11 protein-coding genes and 1 pseudogene are annotated in these 12863 nt (G+C 50.8%); 7 read left to right on the plus strand and 5 right to left on the minus strand.

The annotated features are described in order from the left end of the window. The 5 genes from QP503_RS07870 to rfbA all read right to left on the minus strand — a co-directional run bounded on the left by QP503_RS07870 (nucleotide 1) and on the right by rfbA (nucleotide 5087). The gene (locus tag QP503_RS07870) at nucleotides 1-981 is read right to left on the minus strand and encodes an ABC transporter permease (protein ID WP_219810862.1); all 981 of its coding nucleotides are present in this window, start codon (nucleotides 979-981) and stop codon (nucleotides 1-3) included. Nucleotides 982-994: 13 nt separating this feature from the next. Further along, a complete protein-coding gene (locus QP503_RS07875; protein ID WP_006681343.1) occupies nucleotides 995-1945 on the minus strand; it encodes a glycosyltransferase family 2 protein in 951 nt (316 codons plus the stop codon). Beyond that, nucleotides 1935-2858, minus strand: coding sequence for an NAD-dependent epimerase/dehydratase family protein (locus QP503_RS07880; RefSeq protein WP_006681344.1), 924 nt, complete (start codon nucleotides 2856-2858; stop codon nucleotides 1935-1937). The genes QP503_RS07875 and QP503_RS07880 overlap by 11 nt, the downstream gene beginning before the upstream one ends. Further along, nucleotides 2851-4125 (minus strand): rhamnosyltransferase WsaF family glycosyltransferase, encoded by a 1275-nt coding sequence (locus tag QP503_RS07885; protein WP_103631988.1) that lies wholly within the window; start codon nucleotides 4123-4125, stop codon nucleotides 2851-2853. Before QP503_RS07885 ends, QP503_RS07880 begins: the two co-directional genes overlap by 8 nt. Before the next feature lie 101 nt (nucleotides 4126-4226). Beyond that, nucleotides 4227-5087 carry a glucose-1-phosphate thymidylyltransferase RfbA gene (gene rfbA / locus QP503_RS07890; protein WP_285101509.1) on the minus strand — a complete coding sequence of 287 codons (861 nt, stop codon included), beginning with the start codon at nucleotides 5085-5087 and terminating at the stop codon, nucleotides 4227-4229. A 228-nt stretch (nucleotides 5088-5315) separates the two neighbouring features. Between rfbA and QP503_RS07895 the strand changes: the two genes are divergently transcribed. The 7 genes and pseudogenes from QP503_RS07895 to QP503_RS07925 form a co-directional block, all read left to right on the plus strand. Further along, nucleotides 5316-6731, plus strand: coding sequence for a sugar nucleotide-binding protein (locus tag QP503_RS07895; protein WP_103631990.1), 1416 nt, complete (start codon nucleotides 5316-5318; stop codon nucleotides 6729-6731). Between the two features lie 16 nt (nucleotides 6732-6747). Further along, entirely contained in the window at nucleotides 6748-8133 is a 1386-nt protein-coding gene (locus QP503_RS07900; protein ID WP_006681348.1) for a hypothetical protein, read from the plus strand. Between the two features lie 51 nt (nucleotides 8134-8184). Next, nucleotides 8185-8907, plus strand: a complete 723-nt coding sequence (locus tag QP503_RS07905) for a glycosyltransferase family 2 protein (RefSeq protein WP_006681349.1) — start codon at nucleotides 8185-8187, stop codon at nucleotides 8905-8907. A gap of 26 nt (nucleotides 8908-8933) precedes the next feature. After that, a complete protein-coding gene (locus tag QP503_RS07910) occupies nucleotides 8934-9305 on the plus strand; it encodes a DUF2304 domain-containing protein (RefSeq protein ID WP_103631991.1) in 372 nt (123 codons plus the stop codon). A gap of 106 nt (nucleotides 9306-9411) precedes the next feature. Then, nucleotides 9412-11175, plus strand: coding sequence for a hypothetical protein (locus QP503_RS07915; protein ID WP_103631992.1), 1764 nt, complete (start codon nucleotides 9412-9414; stop codon nucleotides 11173-11175). Between the two features lie 31 nt (nucleotides 11176-11206). After that, nucleotides 11207-12352 (plus strand): acyltransferase family protein, encoded by a 1146-nt coding sequence (locus tag QP503_RS07920; protein ID WP_006681352.1) that lies wholly within the window; start codon nucleotides 11207-11209, stop codon nucleotides 12350-12352. Nucleotides 12353-12434: 82 nt separating this feature from the next. Further along, nucleotides 12435-12863, plus strand: a pseudogene (locus QP503_RS07925) (hypothetical protein); the annotation flags it as partial.

The raw sequence follows: 12863 nt of genomic DNA on the forward strand, positions 1-12863 counted from the left end.
TCACAGCTCCTGTGCGAAGTTACCTTCGAGACGCACAAACACGCGGTGCGCTCCGAAAAGAAGAAGAATTCCGACAATCAAAGCAATTGTCATGCGGAGAATCATATGAGTGGGATAGGGAGCATCGACTCCTGCCGCCCACATTGTCCTTTGGAACCCAAGAATTGCTAGGGTAATTGGATTAGCCAGGTACAGTTCAAGAATCCATCCGGAAACTGTGTTTGCTACGAAAGAATAGGAATAGACAATAGGGGAAGCCCAGAATCCTAGAAATGTAATCACTTCAATCAGATGTTGAACATCACGCAAGTAAACATTTATTGCTGAGAGAAATAAGCCTCCAGCCAAGCCGTAAACGATAAGGAGAAGAAGGGCTAGCGGAAAGAATACGAGTAAATGCAGATGCGGGAATTGAAAAGTACATACGACAGCAATCAGGAGGATGATGAACTGAGTTAAGAAGTTAACAAGCGCATTTCCTGCAACAGATAGTGGGAATACCTCACGTGGAAGGTAAACCTTCTTTACAAGCCCGGAATTTGCGACAATTGATCCGGTTCCTCCATTAATGATGTCAGCGAATAGCGTCCATGCTGTCAACCCGGAGAAGACGAAGATAGCAAACTGCGGGATACCTCGCGCTGCTCCAAGAAAATGACCAATAACGATGAAGTAGATCAGCAATTGTGCCAGTGGCTTCACTAGCGACCAGGCAAAACCGAAAGTTGAGTCCTTGTATTTTGCTTTAAGCTCTCGTCTGACAAGGTAACCGAACAGTTCTCGACGTCGCCACAGATCTCGGACAGCCGTCCGCGTACCTTTGATAATTCCCGTCTTGTCCCCGAGCTCTTTAAGAGGTTCTTGAACCAGGCGTGCTTCCCGATCAGCAACGATCTTGTCGAGTGTTTCTGGTGTCATCCCTGATAATTCGGCTCCTGATTCAGAGGGGCTATGAAACTCTGAGTTCGCTCTTGTAGTCACTTCACTCTCCCCCTCATTCTCCATAGCGCTTCAACGCTGAACGCACTCCTCGACGTACGCCTCGCCAGCGCTGGACATGATAGGCCGGGTTCACAAGCAATCCGTGAAGCTTGCGTTTGGTTGTAACCTCGCGATCACGAACTAAACGAACAGCATCCCGAAGCACTCCACCAACAACAAGCTTTGCGACTGTAGGAATCGACGGAAGGGCTACATCAATCCCGACTTCGCGAAGGCCCTGCGTTTCTTCGAACATACGATCGTCGTATTCTAAGATCGTCATCTCGTTAGAGTGCCAAACGACAGCTCGCGGAGCGTACGCCTTAATATAGCCAGCATCAATGACATCTCGGCCAAGCAACTGATCCTCGGCATACGAAACATCGCGGTAAGGAATCTCGCCTGTGAGAACTGAACGACGAGCTGCTGAATTCACGTCGGAATAGAAGGTCACCGCATTACGCACGCCCTCGTCCTGAATGAAATCATCGTCGTAGAACAAGGTTGTACCGTGCATCGGCCCAAAACTGGCAAAGGTGTTTTTCACGTCGTAGCGCAGCAATGGGAATGCATCTGCACGAGGCACTTGAGAACCCATAACTGCAACAATGCGCTCGCTAATATCAAAGGGAGCAGTGATCTCATGAAGCCAGCGATCAGATGCTGGAGTCGCATCGTGAGTCAGGTAGACAACATAGCGCCCCTTAGCCAAGTGGGCACCAAGGTTGCGTGTTTTTCCATGACCAAACTCGCTATTCGGGATCTGATGAAGCCTGACCCACGGATTCTTCGCGATGATGTCGAGCGTCGAGTCTGTGGATCCCGAATCAATGACGAGCGTTTCAAACGTGCCACCATAGCGCTGAGCATGAACCGCATTAAGAATTTCCTCAAGGTGTTGCTCACCGTTATAGGTCAGAATGACGACTGTTGCGTCGAATTCATATTCTTTTTCAGAAGCCATGTTCACAAATCTCCTGCCACGTACGTTGAATACCGACCTCAAGTTCAGTCATTTCGAACGGTCCGAACTCGTTTTGGATGCGTGTCGTGTCAAGAACGCTACCGTGGACATAGGTGCTGGGAACGTCACGGTATTCGATAACAGGATGCCTACCCGTCACGTTGACCATCGCGTCGACAAGTTCGTTCACCGTAGTGCCACGTCCCGAACCAACGTTGTATACCGGCTGGCTTGGGCCCGTCGAAATCATCGTAGCGACGATATTCGCGAAATCTTTGACATAGATGTAGTCACGGAACATCGTTCCGTCTCCCATCACTGTCAGAGGCTTATTGTTCAGAATATTCCTCAAGAAAATCGGAATAATTCCCTGGCGCTTATGCGGGTTTTGACGAGTCCCATACGGGTTCGAAATACGGAAACTCGTTGAACGCAAACCATATTTCCGTTCAAAGAAACGCATGTAGTTTTCGATGGCAAGCTTTCCAATGCCATAGGGAGAAACTGGAAGCGTCAGATCCTCTTCGGAAAAGTTTTCTTGATCGCGGTCTCCGTAGATCGTGCCACCTGAAGAAGCAAAGTAGACATGCTCAACTCCCTCGTCAGCACAGATCTGGAACAACTCAACCGAGCCAAGAATGTTCGTGCGAATATCCACGATCGGGTCATTTTCTGCTGTTGCAGGATCCGTCGTCGACAGCATGTGAACAACAATCTGCTTGCCGCGAACCGCCCGTCGAAGATCAGCTATGTTCAGAAAATTTCCATCAACGATATCAACGCCTTCCGAGGCCCAATGGGTAGTCCCCGAAAACATGTCGAATACGGTGACACGATGCTCACGCACTACGAGAGCATCCACGAGGTGGGATCCAAGAAAACCGTTTCCGCCAATGACGAGAATGTTAGCCACGCATTGCCTCCTCGAAGGCGGTGACAAATTGAGCCCCCGCATCGTCCCATGAGAAATCCGAAACGGACGAGGCTGCCTCGCAAGATTTTTCAATCTGCTGAGAATCATCGAGAATTTCAACGATTCTATGCGCCAATGCCTTTGGCGACAGTGGCGTGTATGCGATATGCGGATTAGCTGAAACCAGACGGTTATTCTCTGCGTCATTGACGACCGGGATCGTTCCACACGAAAGCAATTCAAGTGGGAGCAACGACATGTTCGTCAGTGACATCACCAGAGCGGCCGCACATTTGTTGTAGAGAGGACTCAAATCACTGATACTCATCGCACCATGATCGATAAAGTCGAATGGCACATCCCAACCACCGAGAGGCCATCCTGCCATGTGAATCGTTGTTAGAGGACGTAGCCGTTTCACTTCAGCAAGAGTCATGACCCCCAGCTCAAACCCTCGACGAGCCGTCACTGGTCGCGCATAGAAGAACACATCTGATCGGCGCTGTTCATTCGTTCGCTTATAGAGTGAAAAATCTGCCGCAAAATCGAAGGGATGTGTTTTCATTCCGTAGTCAGTGGAAAGCTTCTTTGCAAGCCAGCGTCCAGCAGTGAAAGCTTCAAAGCCAAAGCGGTACGTATTTTCGGCAAGCACGGATTCGGAGCCAACAGAGTAGAACGACGGCTCGAAGTCCTGCACAAAGTAGTATCTGCGCGCATTCGAACGGTCGAGGTACGAGGGGTATGCCGTCTCCCAACCGGTGGAGAAGATCGCGTCGACTTCTTCGCCGACTCCAGCCGATGGCGAATACACCTCGATTGAAGCATTCAACTGAGGATAAGCAACCGAATCACGAAGTATCTTTTGGATGCCCTTGATGTTGATCGGCAGGGGGTTAGAGGAATAGAGAAAGATCTTGACCGTATGTCCGGCTTGTTCCAAGAAAGAAAGGAAACGGAATATATTCTGGTGTCCACCTGAATGCTCTCCGGGGGGAGACATAATCCAGGCAGTCGTAAATGGGCCGTCTCCGACCGATCGAGGCTCTTGTTTCCACTGCGGAGCTACTGTCCAGTCAGCAACCGCCGCGTCCTCGAACTTCACCAACGAAGCATTCCTTCGTCCGCTGAGCCCACCCGCATTTTTGGGAGAGGATAAGTGAGTGCCCACTCCAAGGAAGAGGCGCCCTACTGTCAGTCGTGCGCCGTTACGTTTGTAATACGAGGCGCCCAGCTTTGAATAGTTCGCGAGCTTCTTCATTCCATTCATACGCGTCAGTGTATATGTCCGAGGCCTTGATACAGGGCAGTACATACACAGGTCTGCCAGTTCCCCATCACACGACGTTGACGGGAAACTGACAGATCAGATCACTTCAACAGGTCCAGCAGGTACTGCCCGTAACCGGACTTCACCAGCGGTTCAGCGCGCTGACGCAGTCCTTCATCGTCAATGAAGCCCATACGCCAAGCCACTTCTTCAGGAGCGCCAATCTTCATCCCCTGGCGTGCTTCCACTGTACGGACGAAGTTCGTTGCATCCGCAAGGGAATCAAATGTTCCTGTATCAAGCCAAGCAGTGCCTCGCGGGAGAACCTCAACTTGAAGTTTTCCTGCCTCAAGGTAAACCTTGTTCACATCCGTGATTTCGTATTCACCGCGCGCGGAAGGCTTGAGATTCTTCGCGATATCTACGACGTTATTGTCGTAGAAGTACAGACCGGGAACCGCATAGTTCGACTTCGGATGGGCAGGCTTTTCTTCGATAGAAATTGCAGTGTAGTTATCATCGAATTCAACGACACCGTACGCGGTTGGATCTGCCACATGGTAGGCGAACACTGCACCACCATCAGGATCCACATGACGGCGAAGCTTCGTGCCCATACCGGGACCGTAGAAGATGTTGTCGCCAAGAACGAGAGCCGCGGAGTCAGTTCCAACATGATCAGCCCCAAGGACAAATGCCTGGGCAAGTCCGTTCGGCACTTCTTGAACGGCATACGAGATATTGACACCAAGCTGCGAACCGTCGCCCAGCAGGCGGTGGAAAGCTTCGGCATCATGTGGTGTCGTAATGACAAGGACGTCTTGGATACCTGCAAGCATCAGCGTTGACAACGGATAGTAGATCATCGGTTTGTCATACACCGGAACAAGTTGTTTTGACGTTCCCAATGTAATCGGATTCAGTCGGGTTCCTGATCCGCCGGCAAGAATAATGCCTTTCATCGTTCCTCCGCAGGTTGAGTGCGCGCACTGGTCGACTTACTTGTGCACCTTGACGCTCATTATGCCAAGACTTTTTCTCATGTTGCGCATCACACTCACACATGTACCAGAGTGCAACTGAGGAATATCACCGTCTGCTTCACCGATAAACAGCCCCCTATCACCTAAACTCGTTCCAGTACTAGTTTCCACTCAGCGCCAGCCATGGATGTAGGAGCACGATTCACGATGACGACAGCGACAGGAAAAGCTCTTGGCATTGAAGAAACCCCTATTCCTGGCTTCCTACGCATTGATCTCACCGTGCATGGAGACAACCGTGGCTGGTTTAAAGAAAACTGGCAACGAGAGAAGATGCTTGCTCTTGGGTTACCTGACTTTGGCCCCGTGCAGAACAACATTTCTTTCAACGATGAAGTTGGCGTAACACGCGGTATTCACGCTGAGCCGTGGGACAAGTTTGTTTCGGTCGCAACCGGCCGAGTCTTCGGCGCGTGGGTAGATCTGCGCGAAGGCCCTTCGTTCGGAACGGTTTACACGACTGAAATTGACCCCTCGGTTGCAGTCTTCGTTCCTAGAGGCGTGGGCAATTCATACCAGACTTTGGAACCAAATACCGCATACACCTATCTGGTGAATGACCACTGGTCTGCCGACGCACAATACACCTTCTTGAACCTCGACGATGAAACTGTCGCAATTGATTGGCCAATTCCGTTGGAGGACGCGATTCTGTCCGATAAGGACAAAGCTCATCCCAAACTCGCAGATGTTATTCCTTTCCCTTCCCCGGATACGCGACGTGTTTTGGTAACCGGAGCAAATGGTCAGCTTGGACGCGAACTCCTCAAGCAACTCCCCGAAGCTGGGTACAACGTGACGGGTGTCGATCTTCCAGAATTTGATATTGCTGACGATGCCGCCATGGACGCGCTCGACTGGTCGCAATACGACATCATTATCAATGCAGCAGCGTGGACAAACGTCGACGGAGCAGAGACACCTGAAGGACGCCCGCTTGCTTGGCGAGCCAATGCCCATGGACCTGCGAATCTCTCTCGAATCGCAAGCAAACACCACTTGACGGTGGTGCATATTTCTTCCGAATATATCTTCGACGGTTCAGTGGAATTTCACACGGAGACCGAGAATCCAAGCCCTCTAGGCGTGTATGGTCAGTCGAAAGCTGGCGGCGATGCAGCAATTGTCACCACTCCCCAGCACTACTTGGTTCGGACCAGCTGGGTTGTTGGCGATGGAAAGAACTTCATTAAGACGATGAAGGGTCTTGCTGATGAAGGTGTTAATCCCACCGTTGTCAACGACCAAAAAGGGCGTCTTACCTTTACTACCGACCTAGCAGCTGGCATCATTCACCTTCTTTCAACTAACGCCGAATACGGAACATACAACCTTTCTGGTGGAGGTCCCGTTGTCTCGTGGTGTGACATCGCGAAACGAGTTTTCGAATTAGTCGGCCGTTCAGCAGACGACGTTACCCCCGTAACAACCGTTGAGTATTACGCAGGAAAAGAACAGATTGCTCCCCGTCCTCTCAACTCGACGCTTGATTTGACGAAGCTTGAACAGACAGGCTTCACACCACGAAACTCGATGCAGGTTCTTACAAAGACTCTCAGCTGAGAGCAACTTACCCGTTATGACCGCCCTGGATACCAAACCAAGCGAAGGCACTCGCACCATCATGAACATGAAACTGTATCGGGATGCTTCTGAGGCGCCACTGTGGGTACGAACTATTCTTTTGGCTCTTATCTTTACGGCGCTCTCAGCGCTCGTCGGTTATCGCTATATTTCGGAGCATAGTGCGATCTCCCCGCAAGACGAGTACGTATATATCGACGCTGTTGATAAAGCAATGCACGGCGAAGTTACTCGTCAATACTCTGAAACGGACGAATACGCGCGTTCGCTCATTACATGCGTAGGCATCGAGATTTACGGCCCGCAAGGTCCTGCCTGTGGTGACACCAATGCGCCCTCTGAAGATTATCCCTTTAAAGGCTATTCAACCGCTTCAGTTCACTCACCTCTCTATTTCTTTATCACTGCTTTCTTGACGAAGATTCTTCTCTTCCTCGCCCCCGGCAAGCAGATGTATTTGTTAGCCAAGTTCACCGGTACTCTGTGGCTCGGGCTGGGATTAACTGCGACATGGCGCCTTGCACGATACCTTGGCGGTTCACGCCTTATCACAGCATCAGTGACCGCCCTTATGCTTGCAAGTCCCGCGATCAGGTGGGCGAACTTCTATGTCACCCCTGACTCGTTCAGTTTGCTCGCAGGTTCATTCATCTTCTTATCTACGCTGAAAATGGTCCGCAAAGAATGGACTTCGATTCCCCTCATCGTTGCTTCGATTTTTTTTGGTCTGATTAAGTTCCAGATGCTCTTTGCAACGGGTGCAGCACTGCTGTTTATCCTCATCTATTTCATACGCGTTAAAGAGGAACGTTCTTCACTCAAGCGACCAATTCTTCTTGCATTATTGGCCCTACTTTTGGGCCTTGTCGCTCAATTTGCTTACCAGCATTACAGGAGCCTCACTGCAATCCACATCAGAGAAGATTATTCAATCGATGCCCATGTTCCCTTCTCGCCGACTTTTGCGGTCGAGCAACTAGATAATTTCCTTACCTACCTTTACATGGGCCCTGTATCACTCAATGGAGGCTTACTCAGCGCAGTCGGGCTCCCTTATGCTTTCACAACGTTATCTTCCTTGCTTCTAGTTTCAGGTCTCGTTGGAGCAGCTCTCTTCGCTGTTAACACTGAAGTACTTAACCAATCATTCGCGCTTGCCCTATTGTTGGCCTCAATCTTCGTAGCCCCCGCGTTCTACATCTACCTGAACCTCACAATGGGTGTTGGGTTTGACCTTGCTCCGCGATATGGTGCCGCTCTTCTACCGGCTCTTGCGATAGGTCTACCCGTGACAGTAAAGTCCAAGAGTTCTTCGGTTCTAGTGGCAGTATTCGCCGTGTTTGCACTCGCGTTTGCTCTGATTGCAAACAGTATTGTCTAGGTCGATACATCCACTATGCACTCGACACCGATGAACAGAAAGTAACAGATAATGGCTGAAGCAAAATCACGAATCTTGGTCATCGTTCCGGCATGGAACGAAGAAGCAGTCATCGGACCTGTGCTTGAAGAACTTCGTAGCGAAGTCGGCTCGATGGCTGATATAGCTGTTGTCTCTGACGGCTCCGGCGATCGCACAGCAGCAATTGCCAAAGAACACGGCGCGATAGTTCTTGATCTGCCAATCAACCTCGGTGTCGGAGGAGCGATGAGGACAGGTTATTCCTATGCTCAACGCAACAACTACGACTATGCTGTTCAGCTCGATGCAGACGGGCAACACGACCCCAAGGAGATCTCGAATCTCTTGGCATCCGCGAAGAAAACGGATGCCGATGTTGTGATCGGCGCACGCTTCGCAGGAAAAGGCGACTACACCGTTCGAGGCCCCCGTCATTGGGCAATGAAAGTTCTCTCCACAATCCTTTCGAGAGTATGCGAAACAAAATTGACTGACACAACGTCGGGCTTCAAACTAAGCAACCGAAAAGCTATCGCTTTGTTTGCACGGAACTATCCGGCTGAGTACCTGGGTGACACAATCGAAGCACTTGTCATCGCAAAACGTCACGGTTTATCGATTCGGCAGGTCCCCGTAGAAATGCGTCCCCGTGCTGGAGGAGAACCCTCACATAATCCTCTTAAAGCTGCTCGATTCCTGATTCGCGCGTTCATTGCACTGTCCGTTGCCTTGACACGCCCCTCTGTTGGCTGACGAGTGAGAGAAACTGGAGATCAGAAATGACATCAACATACTGGCTCGGCATCCTTTTCGCGCTCGTCATCTTTTACGCAATCTTCATCAAGATGCGCAATGCTGGAATGAAGGAACGCTACGCGACGTGGTGGTTCGTCATTGCAATCGGGGTATTGATCGTTTCCTTGTTCCCGAAGGCCCTGAGCTTTGTTGCTCACTTCTTGGGAGTTCAGGTTCCTTTGAACCTCGCTCTAGTAACCGGCGCGGTCGTTTTTATGCTTCTTACGCTCCGAATGAGTGTTGATCTTTCCCATGCCAGCGAAGAACGACGAAAGCTCACTGAAGAAATCGCAATCCTCAACTACGAGCTCGACATCATTAAATCCCAGCAAGCTGGAAAGCAATCAGATCACTAAAGTCACTCAACGTGTTATCTCGGAGAGCTAAGACCTCACTGGCAACGTGACGAGCACCAATCTTTCCGCTATCAAGAACTTGAGATCAGTCAGGTACGCTCAAAACATGAATTTGCAGTTCCTAAGAGACTCCGTGCGTGCCACGGCACTTTTTCTGTTTTCTTTGATCGCAGTTGCTCTATTCGGAATGGTCGTAAAGACTGGCATCGCCTTGGTATTCTGGACAGCCATCATCGTTGCGCTTGTCCTTATTGGTGCCGTCATCTATCGGAACTACCAGACACTGAATCGTCGGTCTTTCTTCACCGCACTCGCAATTCTTCTTCCCTCTCTTGTCGGTGTCGCTTCAGTCGTCTATTTGCTCTCGTACTATGACGGTGGCGTTCCGGTTCAGTTCACGCGTAACGATATGGTGATGAATACCATCGAAGCGCTGACAATCCACCAGAACGGCGGACTAGGCTCCGGCGATGAGGTCAAACCTGTCTTCCTTACTGCGGTTATCACCTCAATTTTCTATGGGCCAGGTACTTCCTTCAGCCCACTTCTGACGATGTTGTATGGCAATATCGTTGCGGGTCTCGTTGTATGTTGTCTCGCCAGTATGTTTACCGGCTGGTTGACGTGGGCGTTGTTGTCACACGCTCCATGGCCTCTACGTACAGCTGCCGTGTTTGTTATCGGATGGGTCCCCTTTACTCGTAATATTTTTGGCGCGGTTGAATTTGATGGCTACCTCAACATCCCAGTTATCTATTTGATCTTGATCCTTTCGTGGATTACCTATCGGACCCTCCGTCCTGCCCAAGCACTCATCTGGCTTCCTGTGCTACTGGTCGCCACTCTTGCTACGTGGTCTCCGGCTTCCCTGATGCCCGGCCTGTTGCTACTAATGGCACTTGTACGTTGTCTGCATAATCTTCCCGCACATCGCCCAACGTCACGAGAGTTGATTTGGATCGCACTGACTTGGCTCTGCGTTGCAGTATTCTTCTTCGCTTGGTCACTCCCAGCACTCCGCGTCGACGGTGATTACCTCTCTGCTGGTCCCGGCTATTTTGCTGGTGAGATAAGCGACCACCTTACAATTGCCAGCATTCTTCTGCTTCTCCTGCTCTTCGTTTTCGCTGCTGCCCTTCCCCGGCATCGCTCGCCCGAGGCAATGGGACTTGGCGCCTTTGCAGTTGGCAGTTGGCTCGCGATCTTCTTCCTCCTCTTACTGCGAGAATCTGGCGATTCTCGCTGGGGCTACTATCCCCTGAAGATGATGTGGATCTCAACGATCACATTTGCAACCATCATGACGATTGAAGCGCTCCGCCAAGCGTTTACCCCTCGATCAGCATCTGACCGACGCTCCTACGCATGGTGGCGAGGGCGTTGTGTTCAAGCCGCCTTCTTTGCCCTGTCGGTAGTCATCATGGGCGTAGGCTCTCTTCTCCCATTTGAACATTTCGGTCGGGGTGGGACTCTCTTCCCCACGCTGCCTCGCTACGCAACAATGCCCACCGATAAAGACCACAAAATGCCGACCCCTGAGGAAAAGAAACTGTACGACCAATTGGTTGAAGTTTTTGACGAAAACCAGGGCGCTCCTGTCGTGTTCATTCGTCACGCGTCCAACCTCGCATTCGATGGTGATCGAAATCGGTACCTTATTCAATTCTCAGCGCCTACCAGTTATGATGTGCGTATTCACGCATACCGCGAATGGCACGGCGACTACTACGGAATGCTCTGCCCGCTCCTACGCGCTTGGGATAAAGAAGCGACTGTTATTACGTCCACTGAGGGCTACAAAACTACGCGCGAACAGATTGACTACTGTGGTCTATCGGATCGCGTCAAGCTCATCACCCTCGACAACTGATTCAGTCTTGTCTTTAGCTCTTGAGGAATCCATGCTTGATAAGCTACGAAAGACCTTCGTCCAAAAAGATCTCAGTTCTCGAGATAACTCGCTGAATTTTCTACGTTTGCTCTTCGCTCTACTCGTCGTCTTCTCCCACGCGCAGATTCTCACCGCTACAGGTGATGGTGTCGTTGTTCTAGGACAACACCTCGGAAGCTGGGCAGTTGTTGGATTCTTTGGAATTTCGGGTTACCTCATTACCGGAGCCCGAGTCCGAAGCGATGCGGGAAAATATCTGATTAACCGCGTCGCCCGCATCTATCCTGCATTCCTTGTAGCACTAGCATTCGTCGCTTTCGTGCTCGCTCCTATTGCCCACGTGATTGAAAAGGGCACTATTGACGGATATTTTGGTTCTTCCCCTACCCCACTTGACTACGTTTATAGCAATATCCTGCTGAAAGTCAGCTACTACCACATCGGTACAACCCTGTCAGATCATCCGCTTACGGCGTGGAATGGGTCGCTGTGGACGCTCTCATATGAATTCTGGTGCTACATCATCATCGGCGTATTCATGTCCTGGGCATTTATGCGCAAGCATGTCTGGCCAACTGCCGTTCTATTCGCAGTTTCAGTGTTGGCCCACGCTGGTATTGGACGCCTCAATCCCTACATCGATAGCAACTACGATTTGGGACTACTCATTTTCATGCTTCCCTATTTCTTGGGCGGTGCGCTGATTTTCCAGCTGAAAGACACTCTTCCAATGCGTGGTCGCTATGCACTGATCGCTGCTATCGCTTCAGTTGGCATCATCTATGCCCTGCCAGACTTCGGTAAGCAACTCGCCTCTCCACTCATGGCATACTTCGTTCTCTACCTAGGTACGATCGTGCCATCACCACGTTGGGTGAAAACACATGATATTTCGTACGGGATCTACGTATTCCACTTCCCCATCATTCAGTTCCTGATCACTCTTCACCTAGACAAACTCGGATTCATTCCATTCTTGATTGTCGCTGCACTTATCACGATGACACTGGCGACTCTCAGCTGGTTTGGAGTCGAACGTGCTGCGATGCGGTGGGCACGTGGAAAATCACCATGGGGTGGCCTAAAGAAGACTTCTTCTATTTCTCCGGTGCCAGCGAGTGAACACACAACCGAAGACAGCTCTGTTGTACGTTAGAATCTGCTTTCCCTCACCGGGAATCTAGCTCGAAACCACAGCTGAGATTCCAAAAGGGTACTCAGATCATTAGACTCGCCTTATGGGATCTCATCGCATTCGCTCTGTTGCGTCACTGTGCTTCGCGCTGACACTGCTACCTTCAATGGCACTTTCTTCCAGCGCTGCACCAACTCCAGCCTCCCAGGACGGATGGTCACTCCAGGACAATAGTTGGGTGTTCACCCGTTCGGGACACATTCTGCAGGGCTGGTTCCAAGATCGCGGTTCTTGGTATTGGGCTGACTCAGAAGGTCGAGCCGTCCTTGGATGGAAGCAGATCAATTCTTCGTGGTACTACTTCAGTTCCTCGAACGCGATGACTACTGGCTGGCAGTCCATCGGTGGCAAATGGTATTACTTTGCCACCAGTGGCGCCATGCAAACTGGGTGGCTCCACAATGGAAACACGTGGTACTACCTCGACTCTTCCGGAGCAATGGCCACCGGCTGGACCCTCGTCAACAACACC

Source organism: Pauljensenia sp. UMB0895 (genome assembly GCF_030218905.1).
Lineage (GTDB): Bacteria > Actinomycetota > Actinomycetes > Actinomycetales > Actinomycetaceae > Pauljensenia > Pauljensenia turicensis_A.

Coding starts and splice junctions, on each gene's coding strand:
- QP503_RS07875 (WP_006681343.1), bottom strand. CDS start 1,945: ATGGCTTCTGAAAAAGAATATGAATTCGACGCAACAGTCGTCATTCTG.
- QP503_RS07885 (WP_103631988.1), bottom strand. CDS start 4,125: ATGAATGGAATGAAGAAGCTCGCGAACTATTCAAAGCTGGGCGCCTCG.
- rfbA (WP_285101509.1), bottom strand. CDS start 5,087: ATGAAAGGCATTATTCTTGCCGGCGGATCAGGAACCCGACTGAATCCG.
- QP503_RS07895 (WP_103631990.1), top strand. CDS start 5,316: ATGACGACAGCGACAGGAAAAGCTCTTGGCATTGAAGAAACCCCTATT.
- QP503_RS07900 (WP_006681348.1), top strand. CDS start 6,748: ATGACCGCCCTGGATACCAAACCAAGCGAAGGCACTCGCACCATCATG.
- QP503_RS07905 (WP_006681349.1), top strand. CDS start 8,185: ATGGCTGAAGCAAAATCACGAATCTTGGTCATCGTTCCGGCATGGAAC.
- QP503_RS07910 (WP_103631991.1), top strand. CDS start 8,934: ATGACATCAACATACTGGCTCGGCATCCTTTTCGCGCTCGTCATCTTT.
- QP503_RS07915 (WP_103631992.1), top strand. CDS start 9,412: ATGAATTTGCAGTTCCTAAGAGACTCCGTGCGTGCCACGGCACTTTTT.
- QP503_RS07920 (WP_006681352.1), top strand. CDS start 11,207: ATGCTTGATAAGCTACGAAAGACCTTCGTCCAAAAAGATCTCAGTTCT.